Origin of the sequence: Flavobacterium ginsengisoli (assembly GCF_029625315.1) — a bacterium.
GTDB classification, from domain to species: Bacteria; Bacteroidota; Bacteroidia; order Flavobacteriales; family Flavobacteriaceae; genus Flavobacterium; species Flavobacterium ginsengisoli.
Window position 1 is genome coordinate 3,599,496 of the sequence record NZ_CP121110.1, and the last position, 26,882, is coordinate 3,626,377.

A 26,882-nucleotide genomic window follows, 5' to 3' on the forward strand; every position below is an offset into this window, starting at 1 on the left:
CTATTTTTGAATGAAATTTTTAATTATAAAGTTTCAATTGCTTTCTGGATTCTAGAAATAGTTTCTTCTTTTCCAATGATTTCAACAATGTCAAATAGGTGAGGACCTTTTAGAGCTCCAACTAAACTTAGACGGAAAGGTTGCATTACTTTACCCATTCCGATTTCGTTTTTGGTTAACCAATCTTTTACGATTGCTTCAATATTTGCAGAAGTAAAATCTTCGATATTTTCTAAAACAGAAATCAGTTCTTGCATTAAAGTAGGAGTTTCTTCTTTCCAGTTTTTACTTGCTTTCTCATCATATGATGTTGGCGCTTGGAAAAAGAAATCAGTTAAATCCCAAAATTCAGAAACGAAATTTGCTCTTTCTTTGATAAGTGATACAATGCGAGTTGTCACTTCGAGCGGAGTCGAGAAGCCTTTTTCTTCTAAAATAGGAGAGAAGGTTTTTGCTAAATCAGCATCATTTTGTTTTACTAAATATTGGTGATTGAACCATTTGTTTTTCTCTGGATCAAATTTTGCTCCAGCTTTGTGAACTCTGTTCAAGTCAAAAGCTTCTGCTAATTCTTCTAAAGAAAATAATTCTTTATCAGTTCCATCATTCCATCCTAAAAGAGCAAGGAAGTTTACAACTGCTTCTGGAAAAAATCCTTTTTCTCTGTAACCAGATGAAACACCTTCTTCAGTTTTCCATTCTAAAGGAAATACTGGGAATCCCATTTTGTCTCCATCTCTTTTTGATAATTTACCATTTCCAATTGGTTTCAAAATCAAAGGTAAGTGAGCAAATTCTGGAGCTTCCCAACCAAATGCTTTGTATAATAAAACGTGAAGTGGCATAGAAGGCAACCATTCTTCACCACGAATTACATGTGAAGTTTCCATCAAATGATCATCAACAATATTCGCTAAATGGTACGTTGGCATTCCGTCACTTTTGAATAAAACTTTATCATCCAAAAGATTAGTTTCAAACTTCACATCTCCACGAATGATATCTTTCAAATGTAAAGTTTCATCAACTGGAGTTTTAAAACGAATTACATAATGTTCTCCATTTGCAATTCTTTTAGTAGTTTCTTCTGCAGAAATTACCAATGATGTATCTAGTTTTTCACGATTGTGGTGATTGTAAATAAATGTTTTTCCTTCAGCTTCGTGTTGTTTTCTATGTGCATCCAAAGCTTCAGGAGTATCAAATGCATAATATGCCCAACCAGAATTGATCAACTGATCTGCATATTGTTGGTATAAATCTTTACGTTCGCTTTGTCTGTATGGACCAAATTTTTCATTTTTCCCAACCGTTTCTTCAGGAGCAATTCCTAACCATTCAAGAGCTTCCATAATGTAAGCTTCTGCACCAGGAACAAAACGAGTCTGATCTGTATCTTCAATTCTCAGATAAAAAACACCATTATGTTTCTTTGCAAATAAATAATTAAATAAGGCAGTACGAACTCCGCCAATATGTAACGGTCCAGTCGGACTTGGTGCAAAACGCACACGAACTTGCTTTGACATTTGTTTAAATTTTGTTGCAAAGATACGATATTAGTCAAAAGCCAAAAGTCGAAAGTTTGAAAGGTTTTTAGCTGTGTGCTAAACTTTTGACTTTCGACTTTTGACTTTCAGACTTATTGTTATAATTACTACTTTTATAGGTTATAATTAAAACAGATTTATTTTGAAAACATCATCTGCAATATATCAAAAGTTAGAGGCTTTCATTAAGAAATATTATACCAACGAACTGATAAAAGGGATATTACTTTTTACCGGTTTTGGATTATTATATTTTCTATTTACGCTTTTTGTGGAGTACTTTCTTTGGTTAAAACCATTAGGAAGAACTTTACTATTTTGGTTATTTGTCGGAGTTGAAGTTTTCCTTTTAGTCCGTTTAATTCTTTTTCCTTTGTTCAAGTTGTTCAAACTTCAAAAGGGAATTGATTATAGTCAGGCTTCAAAAATTATTGGAAATCATTTTACAGAAGTGAGTGATAAGCTTACTAACTTTTTGCAATTGTCTTCTGAAAATAATTCAGAAAGTTCAGAATTGGTTTTAGCTTCAATTGAGCAAAAAGCAAATTCATTACAGCCAATTCCTTTTGGAAATGCAATCAATTTTAAAGCTAACAAAAAATATTTACCATTGGCTTTAGTTCCAATTTTGCTTTTTGCTGTGTTTTATATTTCTGGAAATAGTAATGTAATTTCTCAAAGTTTGAATAGAGTAGTGCATTTCAATTCTGCATTTTTGCCACCAGCTCCATTTAAGTTTGTGGTTTTGAATTCGAATTTACAAGCTGAACAAAATAAAGATTTCGTTATTAAAATGGAATCTGTTGGAAATATAGTTCCAGAGAATGTTATGATTCATATTGGAAATGAAAGCTATTTTATGGAATCTTCTCAACCTGGAAAGTTTGAATTTAAAGTGGAGAAACCAGCTGAGAATATTCAATTTTCTTTTGAAGGAAATTCTGTTGTTTCAGAAGAATACGAATTGAAAGTAATCACAGTTCCGTCTATTGCAAACTTCGAAATGGTTTTAAATTTTCCTTCTTATCTAAAGAAAAAATCAGAGACAATTCAAGGAACTGGAAATGCAATTGTACCTGAAGGAACGACCGTAACTTGGAAAATGAATACCAAATCTACACAAGAAGTTGAATGGAAAAGAGATAATGAAGTATTTAAGTTCAATAAGGTTGAAAATGACTTTAAATTGAGTAAAAATATTAGTCAAAACACAGAATATCAAATTCTTACGTCTAACGATAAGGTTAAAAACTACGAAAAACTCGATTACCAGCTCTCTGTAATCAAAGATCAGTATCCAACTATCAATGTTGGTCCTGCACCTGATAGTTTGAAGCTAGATAAGAACTATATTCTAGGAAGATTAGGTGATGATTATGGACTTTCTAAATTACAAATTGTGTATTACGAGCGTAACAAACCTCAATCTGCTAAGCGTGGAAACATTCCTGTTAAGGCTGGAGTATTTGATCAGTTTGTTTTTAATTTTCCAAGTAACCTTCCAGTAGAAGAAGGTGTTTCATACGAGTACTATTTTGAAGTTTTTGATAACGATGCACCACACGGATTTAAGTCTACAAAGTCTTCTACGTTTTCAGATCGTGTAGCTACAACAGATGAAATTCAGGATCAAGAATTACAACAGCAAAATCAAAACATCAATAGTTTATCTAAATCTTTGAAGAACCAAACAAAGCAGATTTCAGAAATGGATAAGCTTCAGAATACTGGAAAAGAAAAAGATAATTTAGAGTTTAAAGATCAGCAGAAGATCAATGATTTTATCAAACGTCAGAAACAACAAGACGAAATGATGAAGCAATTTTCTGAAAAGATGAATCAGAATCTAGATAAGTTTAAAGAGGATAAGAAAGATAAAACTGCCGAAGATTTACAAAAGCGTTTAGATAATGCACAGAAAGATTTAGAAAAGAATCAGAAATTATTAGACGAGTTGAAGAACTTAAACGATAAATTAAACAGTGAAGAGCTGTTTGATAAGATTGAAAAGTTCAAGCAAATTAGTAAAAACCAATCTCGTAATCTAGAACAATTGGTTGAGTTAACCAAACGTTTTTATGTTTCAAAGAAAGCAGAACAGGTTGCTGAGAAATTAAATAAACTGTCAGAACAACAGGAACAGTTATCAAATAAAGAGAAAGAAAATACTAAAGAAAAACAGGATGAAATCAATAAATCTTTTGATAAGATTCAGGAAGATTTAAAAGATTTGAAAGAGGAAAATAAGACCTTAAAGAAACCTTTGGACATTCCATCTGATGCTTCAAAAGAGAAAGATGTAGATAATGATCTTAATAAAGCTTCTGAAGAATTGAGTAAAAAGAATACTTCTGGAGCTAAACCAAAACAGAAAAGTGCTTGCAAAGAAAATGAAGTCTATGGCTCAAGAAATGCAGAGCGAAATGGAAGGTGGAGAACAAGAACAATTGGAAGAAGATGTAGCAATGCTTCGTCAGATTCTAGATAATCTTTTAGCTTATTCTTTGTCGCAAGAAGATGTGATGAAACAGTTCAAAGCAATGAAATTAGGTTCTTCTGCATTTACAAAAAACATAAAGATTCAGCAGAATTTGAAACAGCAGTTCAGACATGTTGATGACAGTTTGTTTGCACTTTCGCTACGTAACCCAAAGGTAGCTGAAGATGTAACTAAAGAAATTGGAAATGTTCAATATAACATGGACAAGGCTATAGAAACTTTAACTGATGTTCAGATTCCAAGAGGAGTTTCACACCAACAATATGCAGTTTCATCAGCCAATAAGTTAGCCGATTTCTTAAGTGATTTATTGAATAATATGCAGATGTCTATGTCTAAACCGGGAGCGGGGAAACCTAAACCTGGAGACGGACAAGGAATGCAATTGCCAGATATTATTCAGAAACAAAAAGGACTTGCTGATAAGATGAAAGAAGGTATGAAACCTGGACAGCAATCTGGAGATAAACCTGGAGAAGGTAAAGATGGAAAATCTGGGCAGGGACAAAATGGGCAAGGAAAAGATGGTCAGGGTAAAGAAGGACAAGGTAACAAAAGTGGAGATAAAGGTTCTTCGGGTAAAGATGGAAAGAATGGAAAAGGAGAGAAGAACGGTAATGAAGGAGAAGATGGAGAAGGAGATGCTGAAGCTATAATGGAGATTTACAAAGAGCAAGTTAAACTTCGTGAAGCACTTCAAAAAGAATTAGCAAAGAAAGGTTTAGACTCTCAAGGTAAATCTGTAATAGATCAAATGAAACAATCTGAAAAGCAGATTTTGAACAAAGGATTTAAGAATGAGAACTTGCAACGTATATTAAATATTCAGCAAGAATTATTGAAATTGAATAACGCAGTTCAGCAACAAGGTCAAGATACACAAAGACAATCTGAAACTAATAAGGCTGAATTTACTAATCGTTCCAATGCTTTGCCAAGTTCACTATTGGAATATTTAAACAGTGTAGAGATATTAAACAGACAATCACTACCTTTGCGCTCGAATTTTAATCAAAAAGTTCAAGAATACTTTAATACAAAATGATAAATTTTAATTACGAAACAGATTTTACTTTAGGAGACGAGCAGGCTTTTAGTGACTGGCTTAGTGCTGTAATTGTTTCTGAAAACAAGAATGAAGGAGAAATCAATTATATATTTTGTGATGATGAGTATCTTCATAAAATCAATGTAGAATATTTAGATCACGACACTTTAACTGATATAATTAGTTTTGATTATTCAGTTGGTAACGAGTTAAATGGAGATATTTTTGTTTCTGTAGAACGCGTTGCAGATAATGCAAAAGACTTCAATGTTTCATTTGCTGAAGAACTTAAAAGGGTGCTATCTCATGGTATACTACATTACTGTGGATACAAAGATAAGTCAGAGGAAGAAGCTCAATTAATGAGACAGAAGGAAGAAGAGAAAATGAAGATGTTTCACGTGGAACAGTAATTAAACATCTTTTTAATACATATGTTCCACGTGAAACGTTTTGGATTTTTAAATTTTTATAACGTTCCACGTGAAACATATCCGAAGAAAATAAAAGAATTTTACAACGTTCCACGTGGAACGTTAATGTAAAGAATTTGAATTAAAGATTAAATCGTTCCACGTGGAACGATTTTTTAAGTTTGAATTTGAAAGAGAAAGAATAGGATGTTTCACGTGGAACATGATTTTAAAATGTTCTTTGGAAGTTTAGAATGGAAGTTTAGAATGGAAGTTTAGAATGGAAGTTTAGAATGGAAGTTTAGAATGGAAGTTTAGAATGGAAGTTTAGAATGGAAGTTTAGAATGGAAGTTTAGAATGGAAGTTTAGAATGGAAGTTTAGAATGGAAGTTTAGAATGGAAGTTTAGAATGGAAGTTTAGAATGGAAGTTTAGAAATGTTTCACGTGAAACATTTATTGAAAAGATTCTGTTTGAAAGTTCTGTTTGAAAGTTCTGTTTGAAAGTTCTGTTTGAAAGTTCTGTTTGAAAGTTCTGTTTGAAAGTTCTGTTTGAAAGTTCTGTTTGAAAGTTCTGTTTGAAAGTTCTGTTTGAAAGTTCTGTTTGAAAGTAAATAAAAAGATGTTCCACGTGAAACGTTTTTATTTGTTTTCTGAATTTGAAGATATCAGTTTGCAGGTTTCAGTTTGAACTTGAAACTTGAAACCTGAAACTTGAAACCTGAAACTTGAAACCTGAAACTTGAAACCTGAAACAAAAATAAAAGTTCCACGTGGAACAAGAAAAATATAAATGTAATTCTAGAAACCGCGTTAGCGGTTTTTGGAGAATAATAAAACAAAATGTTTTTAGAAGAATACGATGTTATTGTGGTTGGTGCAGGCCATGCTGGTTCTGAAGCTGCGGCTGCGGCTGCAAATTTGGGATCGAAAACTTTATTGGTTACAATGAGTTTGCAAAACATAGCACAGATGTCTTGTAATCCTGCGATGGGTGGAATTGCAAAAGGACAGATCGTTCGTGAAATTGATGCGCTTGGTGGATATTCAGGAATTGTTTCTGATAAGACTGCGATTCAGTTCAAGATGTTGAACAAATCAAAAGGACCTGCAATGTGGTCGCCAAGAGTTCAAAGTGATAGAATGCGTTTTGCAGAAGAATGGAGAATGATGTTGGAGGCAACTCCAAATCTTGATTTTTATCAAGAGATGGTAAAAGGGTTGATAATCGAAGATGGAAAGATAAAAGGAATTAGAACTTCACTTGGTGTGGAGATTCGTTCCAAATCTGTGGTTTTGACGAATGGTACTTTTTTGAATGGTTTAATTCATATCGGAGAAAAACAATTCGGAGGAGGTAGAGCAGGAGAAAGTGCTGCAACCGGAATTACAGAAGATTTGATCAAAGCAGGTTTTGAAGCTGGAAGAATGAAAACAGGAACGCCACCTCGAGTAGATGGACGTTCTTTAGATTATTCTAAAATGAATGAAGAAAAAGGAGATGCAACGCCAGCTAAGTTTTCTTATTCAGATGTGACTTCTCCGTTAACGCATCAGCGTTCTTGTTACATGACGTATACGTCTTTGAATGTTCATGATATTTTGAGAGAAGGTTTTGATCGTTCTCCAATGTTCAACGGAAGAATCAAAAGTTTGGGACCAAGATATTGTCCGTCGATTGAAGATAAAATAAATCGTTTTGCGGATAAAGAACGTCACCAATTATTTGTTGAGCCAGAAGGATGGAATACTTGCGAAGTTTACGTAAACGGATTTTCAACTTCACTTCCAGAAGATATCCAGTTCAAAGCGCTTCGTTCAGTTGCAGGTTTTGAAAATGTAAAATTCTTTAGACCTGGTTATGCAATCGAATATGATTTCTTTCCTCCAACGCAATTAAAACATACTTTGGAAACAAAGTTAGTTGAAGGATTATATTTTGCAGGACAGATTAACGGAACTACAGGTTACGAAGAAGCAGCTTCTCAAGGTTTGATGGCTGGAATAAATGCACACTTGAAAGTACATGAAAAAGATCCATTGATTTTAAAACGTGACGAAGCGTATATCGGAGTTCTAATTGATGACTTGATTACGAAAGGAACAGAAGAACCATATCGTATGTTTACATCAAGAGCGGAGTATAGAACTTTGTTACGTCAAGATAATGCCGATTTCAGATTGACTCCAATGTCATACGAAATTGGTTTAGCTTCTGAAGATCGTTTACGAAGAATGGAAAAGAAATTAAACGAATCTGAAAAGATGGTTCAATTCTTTAAAGAAACTAGTGTTACGATTGCAGAAACAAATCCGATTTTGGAAGCAAAAGAATCAGCACCAATTTCTCAAGGAGATAAAATGTTTAAGATTTTTTCTCGTCCACAAATTGAATTAGAAGATATGTTGAAATTTGAAAAGGTTGAAGCATATATCAAAGAAAATGATTTGGATGAAGAAATTGTAGAACAAGCCGTAATTCAGGTTAAATATTCTGGTTATATCGAAAAAGAAAGAAATAATGCAGATAAATTAAATCGTTTGGAAGAAGTGAAAATTCCAGACAATTTTGATTATAATAAAATCAAGTCGATGTCTATTGAAGCAAAACAGAAATTAAGCAAGATTCGTCCTGTAACTATTTCACAAGCTTCAAGAATTAGCGGAGTGTCACCAAGTGATATTTCCGTGCTTTTGATTTATATGGGAAGGTAAAAAAGTTTGCATTCCTAGTTTTCAGTTTTTACTGAGACTTTAAACTGGGACTAAAAACTTTTAAATGTTCCACGTGAAACTATAATGCTTTTAGTTTTTTATTTCAGAATCGAGAATAAATCTAGAATCTAAAGTCTGAAATCTTAAATTGTTTCTGTTCCACGTGAAACCTTTTGCTGAAATAAGAATGATTTTTTTTGAAATAATTTGAATTATTAGCCGTTTCAGATGGAAAGAAAATCAAATTTGAAAAGGATATTAATTTGTAAAGAGGCTGAATAAAGTAGATTTGCAATTGTATTGAATTATCAATTTTGAAGAAATCAAAAAGAGTTTAGAAGAATAAAAGAAAAAAACAAAAATCCTAAAAGCGATAAAATTTCGTTTTTAGGATTTGCTATAAATTAAACCCAAATATCTATAAATTTAAAAAATGAACGTTTTAAACAAAAAACACTTTCTTACGGTAAAAGACCATTCTGTTTCAAAAGAAATTTTTGATTTGTATTACGATGAAGAATTAGATATGCTAATTACTTCTCCGCAGCCCGAACTTCAAAATTTAGGCAAATACTACGAAAGCGAAGATTATATTTCGCATACAGATAACAAACGTTCGTTATTTGAAAAAGCATATCATTTTGTAAAAAATATTGCGCTTAAGAATAAATTGAATCTAATCAATAGCCAGCAATCGAAAAAAGGAAAACTTTTGGATATTGGAGCTGGAACTGGAGATTTTCTTCTAACAGCAAAAAATGATGGTTGGGAAACCATTGGGGTAGAACCAAGCGATCGAGCAAAAAATATTGCGAAAGAAAAAGGAATTTCATTTGTTGAAGAAACTAGCACTTTAGAAAGTAATTCTTTGGATGTAATTACAATGTGGCATGTTTTGGAACACGTTCCAGATTTAGAACTTCAGATTCAAGAATTGAAGCGTTTATTAAAACCAACTGGAACTTTAATTGTTGCGGTTCCAAACTATAAATCGTTTGACGCAAATCACTATCAAACTTTTTGGGCAGACTTATGATGTGCCAATTCACTTTTGGCATTTTTCAAAAAAATCAATCCAAGTGCTTTTTGAAAGGGTTGATATGAAATTGGAAAAAATCCTTCCAATGAAGTTTGATTCGTTTTACGTGAGCCTTTTGTCCGAAAAATACAAAACGGGAAAGATGAATTATATTAAAGCTTTTTTCGTTGGTTTGAAATCAAATTTGAAAGCAAAAAACACAAAAGAATATTCATCGCATATTTATGTTCTAAAGAACAAATAGAGTTCAAAATAATAAATAAAAAGCTATTTCTTAAAAACATGAAGAAATAGCTTTTTTGATTAAAAAAAATGATAAAAAACAATGGTTTTTATGTTATAAAGTTGAATTATTGGTATTATTTTTTCGATAAATAAAAACAATATCATAAAATTTGCGCATTTTTTAAACTTTATGCTGATGCTATTGATTTTTTTATATTTTTGTCTTCAATACTTAAAAAAATAGAATTTAAAAAAATGAAAAAAGCATTAGTTATTATCGCACTTTCAGTTTTCGCAGTTTCTTGTAATAAAACAGCAGAGGTAAAGGAAGTAAAAACAGCTTACGTGGATACTTCGGTTTTAATGAAAGAATACACTGAGGCAAAAGATTTAGAGGCAAAGTACAAAGCTCAAGCGGAAGAAAAAGGTAGACAATTACAAGCTGAGATTTCACGTTTTAAACAAGACGCCGCTAATTTTCAAAGCCAGGCACAAGCAAACGGTCAAGCTTGGGCACAGCAAAGAGGAGCTGAATTGCAAAAAAGAGAGCAAGCAATTAGGTTATGCACAACAAGCATTAGCACAACAATTACAACAAGAAAGTGGTGTTGAAATGGATTCTCTTGTTAGTGGAGTTAAAAAATTCATTAAAGACTACGGAAAGAAAAATGGTTACTCTTACATCTACGGAACAGGAGATGCTGCATCAATTTTGTATGCTGAAGAGAAATACGATATCACAAAAGATATTGTAAAAGCATTAAACGACAAATACAAAGCAGAGCCTAAAGCAGATGCAAAACCAGCAACTGAAACAAAAGAAGGCGAAGCAAAAAAATAAAAACTACCAAACTAACTAAATTACTGAAAACCTAAATCAACTGCGATTTAGGTTTTTTCTTTTTATAAAAATGCGGTAATTTTATTTTTTTAATACAAGCCCAATGCAGAACGTTTCAGAAGCGGCAACTTATACTTTACAATTCATCAATCAGACTCAAAAATCTATTTTCCTTACGGGAAAAGCAGGTACTGGAAAAACTACGCTTTTGCGTGAAATCATCGCAACAACGCATAAAAATACTGTGGTCGTTGCACCAACAGGAATCGCAGACTTTGAATGCCGGAGGAGTAACAATCCATTCCATGTTTCAACTTCCATTTTCTGCTTTTATTCCGTCGTACGAAGCGAGCGCACAATTTACGGAAACGGTAAAGTTTGAAAACAAGGAATCACTTCGTCGCCATTTCAAAATGAATAATGTCAAGCGAAATGTTATCAAAAACATGGAGCTTCTGGTTATTGATGAAGTCAGTATGATGCGGGCCGATTTATTAGATGCTGTCGATTTCATGATGCAAACCGTTCGAAGAAACACACAGCCTTTTGGCGGAGTCCAAGTTTTGTTTATTGGAGATTTGCCGCAATTGCCGCCGGTTATTCGTGATGAAGAATGGCGAACACTGAAAAATTATTACCGAGGGAAATTCTTTTTTCATTCTCATGTTCTCCAAACGTATCCGCCAATTTATATTGAATTGTCAAAAATCTATCGCCAGACAGACGATGCTTTTATTTCGGTTTTGAACAATCTTCGAAATAATCAGATCACTCCAGAAGACATAGCCATTCTAAATCAGTATGTTAAGCCAGATTTTGATTTCAAAGAGAACAAAGGATATATTACACTTACGACACATAATGCCAAAGCAGATTCTATCAACTCACAGTCAATCAGTGATTTAGATGGTAAAGAATATGTGTATACGCCATTTGTGGTGGGAGATTTTCCAGAAAAGATATTTCCTGTCGAGGAAGAACTGAAATTAAAAGTGGGCGCACAGATCATGTTCGTCAAAAATGATTTGTCTTTTGAGAAAAGATATTTTAACGGAAAGATGGGCGTAATCAAATCTCTTTCTGAAGAAGAAATCTTTGTTCACTTTCCAGAAGAGAACATGACGCTTGAAGTTGAAAAGTACGAATGGAAAAATATCCGCTACAAAGTCAACGAACAAACCAAAGATATCGAAGAAGAGGTTTTGGGAACTTTTGCGCATTACCCAATCAAGTTGGCTTGGGCTATTACGGTGCACAAAAGCCAAGGTTTAACTTTTGACAAAGCAGCGCTCGATGTATCGCAAGTTTTTCTTCCTGGGCAGGCCTATGTAGCACTTTCGCGTTTGCGTTCGTTAAACGGGCTTATTTTGCTTTCTCCGATGCAGATGAATGGCATTTCGAACGATCAAGATGTGATGGATTACGCTTTGAATAGAGCGACAGAAGAGACTTTGGAGAAAGCGCTTCACTTCGAAACCAAAAATTTTATTCATAACTATTTGATAAACAGTTTTAATTGGGGAGAATTGGCGCAAGAATGGCGAAATCATCGTTTTAGTTATAACGAAAATGTCGCTGGCTCCGAAAAAACGAAACATGCAGTTTGGGCACACAAGCGCATGGAAATTATGGAGCAGCTTTTAGATCCTTCGCAGAAATTCATTTCGCAACTCAATAAAATTTTCATCAAAGAAACGGTCGATTTGTTTTTTGTGAAAGAAAGGGTAGATGCGGCCTACGATTATTTCTTCAAACAAATGGATAAGTTGGTCGATGATCTAATCTACAAAATGGCTGAAATTCAAAGATTTAAAAAAGTTAAAGAGTTCTATGAGGAACTTAATTTTTTAGAAGATCTTCAAACCAAAGCCGTTTTGCGATTGATGAAAGCCAAGTTATTGATCGAAGTTGTTGTTGCCGGCGAAGAAATCAGTAAAGAAAAGCTGACGTCGCCAAATATTAAAAATTACAAAGCGAACAAAACGGAAAGGATAAGAGAAGAGCTGAAAACGACAAATACAGACATTTTTAGAACAGAAGAACCCGTTGTTCGATACAAATCAGCTAAGACAGAGAAAAACGAGCTTAAAACGGCTAAAAAAACGACAGTCGAAGAAACGTACGATTTGTGGATGGATAAAAATTCTATTGAAGATATTGCGAGAATGCGTAAATTGAATGTTCAAACTATCGAAGGCCATTTGATAAGACTTATTCAGTCGAAGAAAATCGAAATTACTGATGTTCTTCCGTATGATAAAATTTTGGCCTTGCGTGAAGCGTTCCAGTTTTATCAAGAAGAATCTTTGAGTCCTTTGAAAGAAAAATATGGAGATGAATTTACTTGGGACGAATTGAAAATGTTTAAAGCGAGCATAAATTAATTTCTGAAGCGTCCTACGTGAAACACTGTTTTCTGTTTTTCAAAAATCTAATTTCTAACGCATTAAATTATTTTTGACATGAAAACATTTAAAATATTGCTAACAATTTTGGTGTTTAATTCTTCGTTTTTGATTGCTCAGGATTTGAAACCAGAATACCAGAAATTTATTTCGAAGTTTATTTTGGAAGTGAAAACAGGCGATAAAGAAGCAATTGCAAAGCGAATAAAATTTCCGTTCAAGAGAGAATATCCAATTCCGTCAGTAAAGGATAAGGCCGATTTTGTAAAAAGATATAATCAAATTTTTGATAAAGTTCTGGTTGAAAAAATAACAAAATCGGATCCTGCAAAAGATTGGTCAGAAGTAGGATGGAGGGGAATTATGCTCAATCGAGGAGATATGTGGATCGATACAGATGGAAGAATCATCAGTATCAATCATCAATCTGATGAAGAACTGAAAATGAAAAATGAACTAATCGCAAAGCAGAAAAATGCAGTAAATAATTCACTTTCAAAATTTAAAAAACCTGTTGCAATTCTGGAAACATCCAAATTCAGAATTAGAATTGATGATTTAGGAAATGATAATTATCGTTACGCTTCATGGTCCATCAAACAGGAAATGACTGAAAATCCAGATCTTATAATAGAAAAAGGAGTTTTTGTTGCAGACGGAACAGGAGGAAATCATTATTTTGATTTTAAAAAAGGCAATTTCAAGTATAGATGTTATTTTATTGTTTTGGGTCAGAAAGATTCGCCACCTGCAGTGTTGACGGTTTATCAGTCCGGAAAAGAAATTCTATCGCAAGACGCAAAAATTGTTTCACGATAAACAAAAAGCCCGATTCGTTTAGAAATCGGGCTTTTATGTTAAATGGCGAAAATTGCTTTGTCAAGTTCTTGGTAATCTACTGTTTGTTTAGAATCATGGATTTAGTAGGTAATATTTGTGTCGCCAAAGTAGGACATACAATTCTATCTATTAAATCTTGCTATGGCGCCAAAAATAATTTCATCTGTTTATTGCCAGATGATGTTATTGTTGAAATGAAAACCTCTCCAGATTGTCCACAGGTGCTGTTTAGCAGAATAAAAAATAGAATGGTAAGCGTCTATTTTTCATAGGTTCCATTTTTTAATCCTCAAGTATCAGTAATACTTGAGGATTTTATATATAGGCTATTGTTTTATCATCAAATATTTACCGCCTTTTATAATTGCTGGCTTTGGTTTTGGCTGGCCTTCCCTAACAGCCATTGGTCCCGTATACCAAATTTCTGCGATAATTGCAGGTTTTCCATTGACAGTAGTTTTTCTTATATCAATTTCTCCTACTTGAGGAGACAGTTCATCACTAAAACCTAGTCTAAGGCGTTTTTCATCTGTTGAGCAATCATCGCAGCCTAATACAGTACCTGTCAGAACCCTTTTGCCACTTATATTATTACTGTTGCTTGTCGGAGTTAATCTACTTAATGTGTTGACTTTTTCAATTCCATTTTCAATTAATTGGTATTCTCCAACAATTAAGTCTTCATAATAAGCACCATTCATAGAAGTCTTTATATTTTTCTGGAGTTTTATTTTCAAGGATGTATTGCCATTGGTATACACATAAGTGCCATCATACCCGTTTAACACATTTTTTGTATCTTTATAATATGCGCCTCTTATGCCGACAAATCCTTCTTTTGGTGTTGTTATGTCTAATATCTGACTTTGTCCCGAACAGCTATTTAAAAAATAAAAAATACTGCTAAAAAATTAATATAGTTTTTCATAATCATTTTATTATTGTTAAGTACAAGGTACAAGATTTGCTTTTTTTGTAGTTGGATTAAGTTCTAATTTGCTCCATTTAGTCAATAATGGATCTGCTTTATAAATGGATATGCCAAAAGCGCCAAATTGTTTGAGAAAACTTTCTTCTAAGGCTCCTCCGCTTTCATCATATAATACAGCCTGTTCATCATGTATTTTTTTTAATTTTTCTTTTTCTGACTTATCATTTAAATTTGGATTATTCCAGACTGAATTTACCTTACTGTCTAATAACGCAAAATCGTTAACTTTTATAGAATAAGTATTTACATTCCCGGCTTTATCTTTGGCGACCATTATACAAAAAACATCTTCTTTTCTGCTTGGAGATGCATCATTATAAGCATTTCTTAAAAATTTTACATCTCCAAAAGAAAACATTGCATAGCCATTTTTTGGGTGAGAATGTGCTCCACCAATATATGAAGAGCCTGTTGATAATGGAACTGAAAATTCATCTAGTGATGATATCTGATTATACTCATACCTGTAAGTCCCATCTGGATTCATGAGTTTTTTTACTTCAACACCGTGTTCCAATCTATTGACAGAAGCCATTACTTTTCCCTTTAACCAATCAATACTAGGTTTCATATTTCCTGTTTTTGTAACGTCTATTAATGCTTTCATTTGTCCGCAAGGATCTGTTGAATTTCCATTTTGATCTTCTCCACCTTCAGAACCAGAACCTGTACCTGTACCATGATTGGTATAAGAACCAGCATCTGAGTAATTTGGATTAGTACCACCTGTGCCATTGTAAATAATACCTCCTCCTCCCGAAGGATTTTGATAATTATTGTTTACTACAACTTCTTTTAATTGTATACCTGTATCTGTAGTTCCTCCTCCATCTACGTCACATTCTATTCCGGCAGGACAGGCGACTTGATTTGAAGGGGCTTTACCTGTAGTTTGTTTGTTTTTAAGGGCTAAGGTAAGAACACCATTTTCAATAAGTCTATTGTTTTCGAACTTAGCAGTTTTTACAAAACCCTTTTTTAAATCCCACCCTACTATATAGCCATTAAAAGAAGGACTATTAATTGATAAATTATCTGCATCTGGATATATTTCAAAGACCATCGCTTCGTAATTGTTTTCGGATAGTTTATAAATATACAATTTTTGTTCCCAAAGCTCTGTTTGATCTTTTTTTACTTCAATTATAGGAACTATAATTGTTTGTGTTCCATCTTTTGAATTTGTAATTTCTGCATCATTCCAATTGTAATTTAAGTTCTTAAGTAAAGCAAAATTTTCACCTTTTGCTTCATAGTTTTTAAACCATACTTTGGCAGATTGCATAATTTTAGCATCTGTCTGTCCTACATCATTGTCATCTTTTTGACACTTGATAGAAGTAGCAAGAATTAAAAAGACAATCATAAATCTTGCGGCATTCTTAATTTTTCTTCTCATATTTTGGCATTTAAAGGTTAATATTCTATGCAACTATTTAGGATTATAGATGTAATTATAATGATAAAATATAAGAAAAAGATTATTTTTATGGTTTTATTTGTTAAATAATGTAATATTTATTTTATAAATTTATTTTATTTAGATAAAATAATGCGAGAAGTCTAGGAAAGAAGTATAGGTATCTTACTAAATACTTTTGTTTTGATATTTTGATATCAATTGGAAATCATCAGTACGAATAAAAAAGGGAATTTTAAAGATGAATGTCATTTTACAATTTAGGCGATAATAATAGGCGCCTTAGATGTTATTAAAATATCAATTGGAAAAAGAAATTCTATCGCAAGACGCAAAAATTGTTTCACGATAAACAAAAAGCCCGATTCGTTTAGAAATCGGGCTTTTGTATTAAATGGCAAGAAGTGCTTTTCAAGTTACTTTTTCTTGAGTTATTTGTGTCAATTTTAATTTCTGCAGAGCAATATTATTCTTCTATGTTTTTTTTATCTTTTGTTTTTGAAGTTCTTCAGAGAATGAGGTTGTTGCGATTTTTGTTTTCCAAAGACAACGAATAAGTCGGCAGGAATGTTTCGCGTGGAACTTGTAATGGCTGAAAGAAATATTCAGGCCAATTCCAAATTTGATTCAATCAGAAAAAGGCAAAAAAAAATCCTGTTCGAAAGAACAGGATTAAAAGTATTTTATAGGTTTTCTACCAGAATCCAAGCTTGTGGATTTTCGCCTTTTTGTATTTCTTTTTGAGCTTGTTCAGCTTCTTTCATTGTAGCATAACTTCCGTACAAAACAGGAAATAAACCGTGTTTGTTTTCTTTGAGCATTCTCGCTTTGAAACCATCTTTAATTAGTTGGTTATAAGCTTTTCTAGCATTTTGCTCACTTCTAAACGCGCCTGCCATAATGTGATATGGCATTGTTGGTTCAACAGTTTCGACAGCAGTAGAATCTACTGAAAGAGTTACAGCTGGAAGCGGACTTTTGATAAAGAAAGTTGCTTCTTGAATTTTGTTTTGTACTTTTTTCTGAACAGCTTGTTCTACAACAAGTGTTTGATTGTCAATTTGATTTTGGTACAAAGGATAACCAATGCTTCCTGTAATTCCAAGTCCTAAAACAAGAATTGCAGGCATAACGTAAGAATCGATTTGAAGATTTGGTTTCTTCTTCATTTTCGTATAATAAAGTGGCATCTTTTTCTTTTGCTCGCAATCTTTTCGATCTTTTTCTCGAAAACCTCTTTTTTCACCATCGGAGAAACAAAAGGACTTAATCCAAAAGAAGTCGCCAAATAATTGGTCTGATCGTTTGGTCTGAAAATTATATTGCTTTCTGAATTTAAGCGCAATTCTCCAATATTTTTTAAAAGGATTACGCCACCTTCTTCCAAAGTTTTTTTCCAATTTAAAACCTCAAAAGCAATTGCGCTAACTGCAAAACCGTAAGATGTTTTCTCAGCTTGAGCAATATGATTTGCTAACAAACCGTCGTTATTTTTGATACGACTGTTGAAAGAAATGGTTTTTTTTGGAGGAAAAAACGAATTAGTGCTTTCATTCAGTTGCGCTGAGTGAGTTTCGGTTAAAAATGCACCAAATCCTGGAACCGTTACACACTGATAACGATACAATAACTGTGAGATATATACTTCGATTTTCATACTAACAAAGTTATGCATCGTGTATAGTTATCAAAATTTTATTCACAATTTTTATTAACAATTCAGAATTATTTTTATACAATTCGTTTTCAAATATTTAGCTCTTTAGTTTCTGTGTGTGGGTTTCGTTTTAGAAAAATTAGATTATATTTTAACAAGAAATAACTTTGTTTTAATGATATTTGCGATTCAAAAAATCAAAATTATTTTTTCTATTTTACATAATGTTTTAAAAAGATGACCGATCAGGATTTATTTAGTTTACTTGCCTTGTTGAAAGTTGATGGAGTGGGTGATATTTTAGGCAAAAAACTGCTCCACTCTTTTGGATCGGCTTCAGACATTTTTAAAGCCAAAAATTCTCAGCTGGCGGCGGTTGACGGTATTGGATCTGTTTTGTTGAAGAATTTGAAGGACAAAACAATATTTGAAAGGGCGGAGAAAGAATTATTGTTCATTAAAAACAATACTATTCAGGTTTCTTTTTTTCAAGATGAAAGCTATCCAGAAAGACTTAAACATTGTTTTGATGCTCCAATTTTGCTTTTTACAGCAGGAAACATAGATCTTAAAAACAGAAAAATAATTAGTATTGTTGGCACTCGACAAATCACTTCTTACGGAACCGATTTCTGCAAAAAGTTGATTGAAGAAATAGCTCCGTTAGATCCAGTAATTGTGAGCGGGTTTGCGTATGGTGTTGATATTGTAGCACATCAAGCGGCTATAGATTATAATTTGCAAACAATTGGCGTTTTGGCTCATGGCCTGAATCAAATTTATCCTCGATCGCATAAAAAATACATGGCAAAAATGGAGGAGAATGGTGGATTTATAACAGAGTTTTGGAGTGATTCAAATCCCGATAAAGAAAAATTTGTTCGTAGAAACCGTATTGTTGCTGGTATGACTGAAGCAACAATTGTAATTGAATCTGCCGATAGAGGAGGATCTTTGATTACTGCAAATATGGCAAATGAGTACAATCGTGATGTTTTTGCTGTGCCTGGGAGAGTCACCGATAAATACAGTCAAGGTTGTAATAATTTGATTAAAACTCAGAAAGCGAACGTACTGACAAGTGCAGCAGATTTAATCTATATGCTAAATTGGGATATTAAAGAAAATCCCAAAAGCATTCAGAAACAGCTTTTTGTAGAATTAGAAGCAGATGAACAAAAGATTTATGATTTTCTTCAAAAGGCTGGAAAAGAATTATTAGACATCATTGCAATAGAATGCGAAATTCCAATTTTTAAACTTTCTGGAATTCTCATAGGGATGGAATTAAAAGGAGTCATTAGGCCACTTCCTGGAAAACTTTTTGAGTCAATTTAACGCAGAAAATCTTATATTTATTTTTTTGTAAAATGTTTGTACAATCGGTATAAAATATAGATCGCCAATAATCCAAAAACGATGTTTAGGATTTGAAATACATACGGTGGAACATTATAATCTTCAATATACTTATCCATCTTTGTTTTTTTAAATGATTAATATACTTAAAGTTACAAAAAGTAAAAAGAACTTTAAAAGAAAAACGCTGACCATTTTAAAATGATCAGCGTTTTTTAAGAAACATTGTTTTGAAATTAAGATTTAGGATAATATTTAGAAATTTCAATAGAAAAAAGAACGCTTGTTATCTTCCATTTTCCATTAATCTTAATTAATTGCCAGTATTCTTCACCCCAATTTGTCATCGAATCTTCTGACCAAAAACTGTAATCGAATGTAACACTGGCAATAACATCGTCATTTTGAATAATTATCTTTTCAAACTTTTCCTCACTTTTTTTGCTTTGCAGAATAGATTGAATAAAGCTACTGTATGTGCCAGTAAAATAATTTTTTGTGATTGTTGGCTTAGCTTCGAGTCTTTTGGCTTGACTTTTTTCTTTGATTACACTAATCCAATTCACGGTTTCTTTAAAAAACAAACTATTAAAAGTTATAGAATCTTTTTTTGCGATACTTTGCATAAATGCATTTAGTATTTGATGTATTTCTTCTTGATCTTTTAATGTTTGTTGAGCAAAAGTAAAGTTTAAAGAAATGAATGATAATAAAATTGTAATTGCTGTTTTCATGTTTTTAAGATTTAATTTTTAGCATATAATTTTTAATTTTTGAAGAAGGTTTTTCTACTAAATATTTAATAAATAAGCTGATTATAATGCAGTTTATAAAACAGATGAGCAGAGCGATTTGTCCTTCGTTATCAATATTTAATTTTTGCAGAACTATTTGAGTTAAGTGAATAATTCCTTTGTGTGTGAGATAGATAGAAAAGGAAAGTGATGCGAGTTGAGTCGATAAAATCGATTTTGAATGGTATAAAAAGCAAGATTTTGAAATGGCAGACATTACAATCAATCCATAGCCAATTGAAACAGTTGTAAATCCAACCGTTGATGCTAATTGTGAAATTTGATTACTGCAAATCCAAAATGAAAAACCAACAATTATTAACCCAATTAAGAATAATTGATTGCCATATGAATTAACGAAATTTTTGAAACGCTTGGAATATTCATAGAAGAATGCAATACTAATTCCAATTGTTAAACCATCTAATCTGGTGTATGTTGGGTAATAAATTTTCATATACCAGATTCTCCATAAATCTGAGCTATTTAGGTTTGGAACTATTAGCAACTGCCATGAAATAATTCTTAAAGACAAAGTGAATAACAAGAGAAAAAGCAGAAAATATTTGATGTAGGATACTTTTTTGAATTTTAAAAATAACAGAAGAATTATGGGAAAAATTAAATAAAATTGCTCTTCTATGCATAAAGACCAAGCATGAGAAAATGTTCCAAAATGGAGAAGATCAAGTCCGATGTTTTGAGTAAAAGTGATAAACTTCCAAAATGGAGGCAGAGCTTCTTTTTCTCTAAAAAAAGGAAAAGTAAAATAAAGAAACAGGGTTAAAGCATAAGCCGGAATGATTCTGAAAAAGCGTTTGATATAAAACTCTTTGAAGCGAATGTTGCTTGAGAATTTAAGTTGTTCAAAAAGCTGTTTTGAAATGAGAAACCCGCTAAGAACAAAAAATAAATCTACACCAGTCCAGCCAAATTGCCCATATTTATCAACCCAATCTGGATGTTGAAACATGCGATAATGATATAATAGAACCATTAAAATTGCTAAAGAGCGCAAATGATCTAGGCCAAGAAATTTTTCAGATGTTTGAGAATTCATTCGTTTTTTTCGGCAAAACTATAGCGAATTTTTTCAGATTTTTTAATGGTATTTGTAAAGTCAGTTTTGATGTTTGAATAACTTAAATTCATATTTCAATGACATTATTTGCAGTTCATCATCAAAATTAAGCTGTTTACAATCAACTTATAAAAAATGAACCCCAATTACCTATTTTTGAAGCATGATAAAGAGTAATTTAAACCATAACGTGAAGCAAAGTGTCGTCTTTCAGATTTGTTTTTGGCTTCTTTTTTTTTTAATTGGGGAAGCCAAAATTTATGCTGAATATGAGCATCCGCTTTTTTCTATGATCATTCCGTATGATTTGAGTCATTTGATTTTTCAAATATTATGTTCCAATTTTATTTATTTCTTTTTAATAAAAAAGATGTTCTATAAAAAGCATTATTTTTTATTTGTTATTTCAATAATTGCCTGTATTTATTTATTTTCTGTTTTAAATAGAATTTTTGCGATTTATGTTGCCGAACCTTTTTTTATAAATGAACCTCAAGACAATTTAATAAGTATTTTGACAGATTTGAGTTATTTGTTCTGCTATTACGTAGTTCCAATCGTGACGGCTTGTTTTGTTTTTGTTTCCGTAGCATTTATGTTTGATTTAAGGAACGAAAAACAATATTCGGTACAAATACTCAAAGAAAAGGCAGAATTAGAATTAAACGCCTTAAAAACGCAATTAAATCCACATTTTTTATTCAACACGCTAAATAATATTTATTCGCTTTCAATTATTGATTCTGATAAAACATCTGAGTCGATAAGCCGTCTTTCAAATATTTTGGATTATATCTTGTATAAAGGCCAGAAAAAATTAATTCCGATTTCTGATGAATTGAAAGTAATTCATGATTATGCCGAATTAGAAAAACTGAGATATGATTCTAGGTTAGAACTTAAAATTACGGAGGAAATTAGTGCTTTAAATCTTGTTCCGCCTTTATTGTTTTTATCTTTAGTAGAAAATGCTTTTAAGCATGGAGCAGGAAGCATTTCCGGAAATATTTTTATTTCAATTTTAATTAAAACGGATGCCGAAAAAACGATTTTTAAGATTGAGAATTCTTTTGTTCCGAAAGAAAATAACAATGAAAAAAGTTTAGGCTTAAAGATAATTCAGGAACAATTAAAAATTATTTACGGAGGTCGAAGTTCCAATTTAATTCAAAATCAAGACAATCTCTTTAGTGTAGAAATAATAATTCCAGCAAATGAAAATTAATTGTATTATAGTTGATGATGAACCACTTGCAATTAAACTTTTAGAAAATCATATTTCTAAAATAGAAGAATTGCATTTGGTTGGCACCGCTGGAAATGCTTTAGAGGCTTACAAATTGACAAAGTCTAAAACCGTTGATTTGGTTTTTTTAGATATTCAAATGCCAGATTTAACTGGAATAGATTTTTTGAAATCATTAAAAAACAGACCCAAAACTATATTTACAACCGCATACAGAGAATTTGCAATAGAAGGTTTTGAACTTGAAGCGGTTGATTATATATTGAAACCAATAACATTCGAACGCTTTTTTAAAGCTGTTGAGCGTGTTTTAAGGGAAAATACTGAAAGTAAAGAAGATGAATTTATATTGTTGAAATCAAAAGGACTTCAATATAAAATTTTACTCAAAATGATTTTATTTTTTGAAAGTCAGGCCAATGACGTCAAAGTGGTTTTAAAAGAAGGAAAACCAATCATTGCAAAATATAAAATAAGTGATTTGGAGGTTTTAGAATCGAAAGGTTTTTTGCGTGTTCACCGTTCTTTTTTAGTTAATTTAAAAGAAGTTAAAGCTTTTGGCAATACGGAGTTAATAATCGAAAATTATGCAATTCCAATTGGCAGAAGTTATAAGCAAAACTATGAAAAGTATAAAAGCCGTTTTTGAAATTAAATTTAAAAAAACCTAACAGATTTAAAATTCTGTTAGGTTTTATAAATTATTTTTGAAATCCTAAAATCTCTCTAACTTTTGCTAGAACACCATCGGCAATTACAGAAGCTTTTGCAGCCGCCTTTTTTCAATAAAGCATCTACTTCTTCGAGATTGTTGATGTAGTAATTATATTTCTCTCTTTCTGTTTTGAATTTTTCAGTAATCAATTCAAACAAAGCTTGTTTCGCATGACCATAACCATAGTTTCCACCTAAATAGTTTGCTCTCATTTGCGCAGTTTGCTCTTTATTTGCTAATAAAGAATAAATAGCAAAAGCGTTGCAAGTATCTGGATTTTTTGGTGCTTCAAGAGGTGTACTATCAGTTTCAATACTCATAACTTGTTTACGTAAAGTCTTATCATCCAAGAATATATTGATAATATTATTTGCAGATTTACTCATTTTTCCTCCGTTCGTTCCTGGAATCAACATGATGTTTTCTTGAATTTTTGCTTCAGGAAGAACAAATGTTTCACCCATTTGGTGATTGAAACGAGCCGCGACATCGCGAGTAATTTCTAAATGCTTGCAACTGATCTTTTCCAACAGGAACAAATTCAGCATCATATAATAAAATATCGGCAGCCATTAACATCGGATAAGTGAAAAGTCCAGCGTTAACATCGTCCAAACGATCCGCCTTATCTTTGAAAGAGTGCGCTAATGTTAATCTTTGAAACGGAAAAAAACAGCTTAAATACCAAGTCAATTCTGTAGTTTGAACCACATCAGATTGTCTGTAGAAAGTAACTTTTTCAGGATTTAAACCACAAGCAAGCCATGCAGCAGCAGTGCTATAAGTGTTTTCTCTTAAAGTTTTTCCGTCTTTAATTTGTGTGATTGAATGCAAATCGGCGATAAACAAATAAGATTCATTTGTTGGGTCGTTTGATAACTCGATTGCCGGAATAATTGCTCCTAATAAATTTCCTAAATGCGGTGTTCCTGTGCTTTGAACACCAGTAAGTATTTTTGCCATTCTCGTTTTTTCTGAAATGCAAATGTCGTGATGTTTTTTTTAACTACAAAGTTTGTAGTTTTTTAACGCAAAGAGCGCAAAGGGTTTTCGCAAAGTAAAGAAGTTTTAATTCTTTAAGAAATTGCTTTGCAATAAGTCCGCAAAGCTTTGTTTATAAAATATAAGAAAATATTTATAAATTTAACGTTTTTTAATTATGACAGAAAACGAAATATCAAATATTGTAATTGGACTAGCCATTGAAATTCATAAAAAACTTGGACCAGGATTATTGGAAAATGTTTATAAAGAATGTTTGTTTTATAAAATTAAGCAACGTGGACTTTTTGTTGAAAAAGAAAAATCTTTGCCGTTAGTTTTTGAAGAAGTTAAGCTAGATTGTGGATACCGCATTGATATACTTGCGGAAAACAAATTGTTAATCGAGATAAAAAGTGTGGAATCTCTTACTGTTAATCATTTAGCTCAAACATTAAGCTATTTAAGACTAGGAAATTTTAAACTTGGCTTACTCATAAATTTCAATGAAATTCTTTTAAAAAATGGTATTAGAAGAGTCGTTAACAATTTATAGATAGAGCTTTGCGAACTTATCGCAAAGCAAACCTTCACAATAATCGCTTCAAAAACTTTGCGAAAATCCTTTGCGTTCTTTGCGTTAAAATAAGCGATGACTAAGAAAAAATCTTTATAATATTCATTTCGGTTTTACTACTTTTGAAGCTATGAAAATATTTAAAATTGCTTTTTGGATTCTTTGGAGAGTTTGGTTTTATGTTTTGATGGCCATTCCGATACTCATTATGTTCCCTTTTCTGGTCGTTTCTATTCTTTCTGAGAAAGGATATCCATATTTCTTTAAAATGGCTCGCATTTGGGCTAAATTTATCCTTTTCGGAATGGGTTTCTTTTATACCGTAAAACGGGAACAGAAGCTTATTAAAGGCAAAAGTTACATGATCGTGGCCAATCATACCTCGATGACCGATATTATGCTTACGTTGGCTATAATTAAAAATCCTTTTGTTTTTGTTGGAAAGAAGGAGCTGGTAAAGATTCCGCTTTTTGGATTTTTCTACAAGAGAACTTGTATTTTGGTTGATAGAAATTCTTCGAAAAGTAAAAATGAAGTTTTTAAAAGAGCTCAGAGTAGATTAAATCAAGGTCTAAGTATTTGCATTTTCCCAGAGGGTGGAGTTCCAGATGACGAAAGTATTTTGCTGGACGAGTTTAAAGACGGTGCATTCAGATTGGCAATCGATCATCAGATTCCGATTGTGCCGATTGTTTATCCAGATAATAAAGAGCGTTTTTCATATACTTTTTTGAGTGGAAGTCCAGGAAAGATGCGTGCTAGAATTTTGCCTTTCGTAGAAACAAAAGAATTAACAAGCGACAACAGAAAAGAATTACGAGATCAAGTTAGGAATATGATTTATAATGGTTTAATGGATTATCAAAAGGAATAACCATAAAAACATTATGTAAAATACAAAAGCCGGTAGACTTAATCAGTCTACTGGCTTTTCTTTGAATTAAAAACCCCCTATTTTTATTCAAAAGTTTATTATCTGTGAATTATTTTTTCTGAAATAAAACGCAGTACTTTTTTAAATCTTAATTTGGTTTTTCTTCGGTTTTTATTGTACAACAATTCTATTTTTTCTTTCATGGTTAAAAATATTAATGGTTGATAATAAATAGTTTAACTAAAAACTCAAGTTAATGCCATATTATTATGATGAAGAAAAACTAAAAAGGTTGCGTGTGAAATTTAAAAAAAATAAAAAATTGATAAAACCCGCTAGATGAAGAAAGCTAACGGGTTTTTACTCAAATAACCAACCAAAGTAAATTCTAAAAAAATACCAATATTGATATATGGCAGTATCAATGGTACACTGTTTTTTTAATAGATGAAGATTTTGTAGAAAGGTTGCGTCAAAATTTCATCTTATTTTTAAAAACAAAAAAACCGAGAGATTGTAAAAATCTTCTCGGCTTTTTAATAGTCTTTTTTTGACTTATTTTTTAAGTATTTGCCAATTCTTTTATGTGTTCTTTAATTTTAATTTCCAGTTCTTCAGCAAGTTCTGGATTATCTTTAATTAAAGTTTTAACTGCATCACGACCTTGACCTAGTTTTGTATCGCCGTAGCTGAACCAAGATCCTGCTTTTTTAACGATATCAAATTCAACAGCTAGATCTAAGATTTCACCCGTTTTAGAAACTCCTTCTCCGTACATAATGTCAAATTCGGCAGTTTTAAAAGGTGGTGCTACTTTGTTTTTAACAATTTTAACTTTAGTTCTGTTACCAATTACATTTTCACCGTCTTTAATTTGTGCAGAACGACGAATATCTAAACGTACAGAAGCGTAAAATTTAAGTGCGTTACCTCCAGTTGTAGTTTCTGGATTTCCGAACATAACACCAATTTTTTCACGAAGCTGGTTGATAAAGAAAACGGTACAATTTGTTTTACTGATAGTTCCAGTAAGTTTTCTTAAAGCTTGAGACATTAAACGTGCGTGAAGCCCCATTTTAGAATCTCCCATTTCGCCTTCAATTTCACTTTTTGGTGTTAAGGCTGCAACAGAGTCAATTACAACAATGTCTATAGCTCCAGAACGAATTAAGTTTTCGGCAATTTCTAAAGCCTGCTCTCCGTTATCTGGTTGAGAAATGATTAAGTTCTCGATATCAACATTTAATTTTTCAGCATAATTTCTATCAAATGCGTGCTCAGCATCGATAAAGGCGACAATACCGCCTGCTTTTTGAGCTTCTGCAATCGCGTGAAGCGTCAAAGTTGTTTTTCCAGAAGATTCTGGACCGTATATTTCGATGATTCTTCCTTTTGGATATCCATTAACACCAAGAGCTAAGTCAACACCTAATGAACCAGAAGAAATCGTTTCTACTTCTACAATGGCTCTGTCGCCCATTTTCATTACGGTTCCTTTTCCGTAGGTTTTGTCAAGTTTATCAAGCGTTAATTGTAGCGCTTTTAATTTGGCTTCTTTGTCTGAACTCATTTTTTTCTAAATATCTAAAATTATTATTTTGTCTTTCTGGAT

Annotated in this window: 17 protein-coding genes and 5 pseudogenes; 12 read left to right on the forward strand and 10 right to left on the reverse strand. The window is 32.2% G+C overall.

All coding sequences use genetic code 11. The features are described 5' to 3' along the window. Positions 1-23 precede the first annotated feature (23 nt). Positions 24-1,529 carry a glutamate--tRNA ligase gene (gene gltX, locus P5P87_RS16790; protein WP_278020005.1) on the reverse strand — a complete coding sequence of 502 codons (1,506 nt, stop codon included), beginning with the start codon at positions 1,527-1,529 and terminating at the stop codon, positions 24-26. A 163-nt stretch (positions 1,530-1,692) separates the two neighbouring features. Between gltX and P5P87_RS16795 the strand changes: the two are divergent. The 7 genes and pseudogenes from P5P87_RS16795 to P5P87_RS16825 all read left to right on the forward strand — a co-directional run bounded on the left by P5P87_RS16795 (position 1,693) and on the right by P5P87_RS16825 (position 13,554). Further along, positions 1,693-5,095: pseudogene (locus P5P87_RS16795) on the forward strand (hypothetical protein). Then, positions 5,092-5,511, forward strand: coding sequence for an rRNA maturation RNase YbeY (gene ybeY / locus P5P87_RS16800; protein WP_177211524.1), 420 nt, complete (start codon positions 5,092-5,094; stop codon positions 5,509-5,511). Before P5P87_RS16795 ends, ybeY begins: the two are co-directional and overlap by 4 nt. An 842-nt stretch (positions 5,512-6,353) precedes the next feature. Continuing rightward, complete coding sequence (mnmG, locus tag P5P87_RS16805; protein WP_278020006.1) at positions 6,354-8,225, forward strand: tRNA uridine-5-carboxymethylaminomethyl(34) synthesis enzyme MnmG; 1,872 nt, start codon at positions 6,354-6,356, stop codon at positions 8,223-8,225. A 433-nt stretch (positions 8,226-8,658) separates the two neighbouring features. Further along, positions 8,659-9,508, forward strand: a pseudogene (locus tag P5P87_RS16810) (class I SAM-dependent methyltransferase). A 236-nt stretch (positions 9,509-9,744) separates the two neighbouring features. Further along, positions 9,745-10,330: pseudogene (locus tag P5P87_RS16815) on the forward strand (OmpH/Skp family outer membrane protein). Positions 10,331-10,433: 103 nt separating this feature from the next. Further along, a pseudogene (locus tag P5P87_RS16820) lies at positions 10,434-12,714 on the forward strand (helix-turn-helix domain-containing protein). A gap of 78 nt (positions 12,715-12,792) precedes the next feature. Then, positions 12,793-13,554 carry a hypothetical protein gene (locus tag P5P87_RS16825; RefSeq protein WP_278020007.1) on the forward strand — a complete coding sequence of 254 codons (762 nt, stop codon included), beginning with the start codon at positions 12,793-12,795 and terminating at the stop codon, positions 13,552-13,554. A 347-nt stretch (positions 13,555-13,901) separates the two neighbouring features. Here P5P87_RS16825 and P5P87_RS16830 read toward each other — a convergent pair whose 3' ends face one another. From P5P87_RS16830 to P5P87_RS16845, 4 genes are all read right to left on the reverse strand, one after another. Then, the gene (locus tag P5P87_RS16830) at positions 13,902-14,474 is read right to left on the reverse strand and encodes a DUF6705 family protein (protein WP_340696695.1); all 573 of its coding nucleotides are present in this window, start codon (positions 14,472-14,474) and stop codon (positions 13,902-13,904) included. Between the two features lie 45 nt (positions 14,475-14,519). Next, positions 14,520-15,965, reverse strand: a complete 1,446-nt coding sequence (locus tag P5P87_RS16835; RefSeq protein WP_278020009.1) for a hypothetical protein — start codon at positions 15,963-15,965, stop codon at positions 14,520-14,522. Between the two features lie 704 nt (positions 15,966-16,669). After that, positions 16,670-17,155, reverse strand: a complete 486-nt coding sequence (locus P5P87_RS16840) for an SPOR domain-containing protein (RefSeq protein WP_278020010.1) — start codon at positions 17,153-17,155, stop codon at positions 16,670-16,672. Continuing rightward, on the reverse strand, positions 17,152-17,643 hold the full coding sequence (locus tag P5P87_RS16845; protein ID WP_278020011.1) for an HU domain-containing protein: 492 nt from the start codon (positions 17,641-17,643) through the stop codon (positions 17,152-17,154). The genes P5P87_RS16840 and P5P87_RS16845 overlap by 4 nt, the downstream gene beginning before the upstream one ends. A gap of 237 nt (positions 17,644-17,880) precedes the next feature. Between P5P87_RS16845 and dprA the strand changes: the two genes are divergently transcribed. After that, on the forward strand, positions 17,881-18,981 hold the full coding sequence (gene dprA / locus P5P87_RS16850) for a DNA-processing protein DprA (RefSeq protein ID WP_278020012.1): 1,101 nt from the start codon (positions 17,881-17,883) through the stop codon (positions 18,979-18,981). A 17-nt stretch (positions 18,982-18,998) separates the two neighbouring features. Here dprA and P5P87_RS16855 read toward each other — a convergent pair whose 3' ends face one another. The 3 genes from P5P87_RS16855 to P5P87_RS16865 all read right to left on the reverse strand — a co-directional run bounded on the left by P5P87_RS16855 (position 18,999) and on the right by P5P87_RS16865 (position 20,856). Beyond that, the gene (locus tag P5P87_RS16855; protein ID WP_278020013.1) at positions 18,999-19,121 is read right to left on the reverse strand and encodes a hypothetical protein; all 123 of its coding nucleotides are present in this window, start codon (positions 19,119-19,121) and stop codon (positions 18,999-19,001) included. 117 nt (positions 19,122-19,238) lie between these two features. Further along, positions 19,239-19,736 (reverse strand): nuclear transport factor 2 family protein, encoded by a 498-nt coding sequence (locus P5P87_RS16860; RefSeq protein WP_278020014.1) that lies wholly within the window; start codon positions 19,734-19,736, stop codon positions 19,239-19,241. 4 nt (positions 19,737-19,740) lie between these two features. Continuing rightward, positions 19,741-20,856, reverse strand: a complete 1,116-nt coding sequence (locus tag P5P87_RS16865) for an acyltransferase family protein (protein WP_278020015.1) — start codon at positions 20,854-20,856, stop codon at positions 19,741-19,743. A gap of 391 nt (positions 20,857-21,247) precedes the next feature. Between P5P87_RS16865 and P5P87_RS16870 the strand changes: the two genes are divergently transcribed. Further along, positions 21,248-22,102 carry a sensor histidine kinase gene (locus P5P87_RS16870; RefSeq protein ID WP_278020016.1) on the forward strand — a complete coding sequence of 285 codons (855 nt, stop codon included), beginning with the start codon at positions 21,248-21,250 and terminating at the stop codon, positions 22,100-22,102. Continuing rightward, the gene (locus P5P87_RS16875; RefSeq protein WP_198855087.1) at positions 22,092-22,772 is read left to right on the forward strand and encodes a LytR/AlgR family response regulator transcription factor; all 681 of its coding nucleotides are present in this window, start codon (positions 22,092-22,094) and stop codon (positions 22,770-22,772) included. Before P5P87_RS16870 ends, P5P87_RS16875 begins: the two co-directional genes overlap by 11 nt. A gap of 52 nt (positions 22,773-22,824) precedes the next feature. Here P5P87_RS16875 and trpS read toward each other — a convergent pair. Next, positions 22,825-23,801, reverse strand: a pseudogene (trpS, locus tag P5P87_RS16880) (tryptophan--tRNA ligase). Positions 23,802-23,997: 196 nt separating this feature from the next. Between trpS and P5P87_RS16885 the strand changes: the two are divergent. Then, on the forward strand, positions 23,998-24,375 hold the full coding sequence (locus P5P87_RS16885; RefSeq protein ID WP_278020017.1) for a GxxExxY protein: 378 nt from the start codon (positions 23,998-24,000) through the stop codon (positions 24,373-24,375). A 151-nt stretch (positions 24,376-24,526) separates the two neighbouring features. Then, positions 24,527-25,270 carry a lysophospholipid acyltransferase family protein gene (locus P5P87_RS16890; protein ID WP_198855088.1) on the forward strand — a complete coding sequence of 248 codons (744 nt, stop codon included), beginning with the start codon at positions 24,527-24,529 and terminating at the stop codon, positions 25,268-25,270. Positions 25,271-25,832: 562 nt separating this feature from the next. Here the strand turns inward: P5P87_RS16890 and recA are convergent. Continuing rightward, a complete protein-coding gene (gene recA / locus P5P87_RS16895) occupies positions 25,833-26,840 on the reverse strand; it encodes a recombinase RecA (RefSeq protein WP_278020018.1) in 1,008 nt (335 codons plus the stop codon). Positions 26,841-26,882 lie beyond the last annotated feature (42 nt).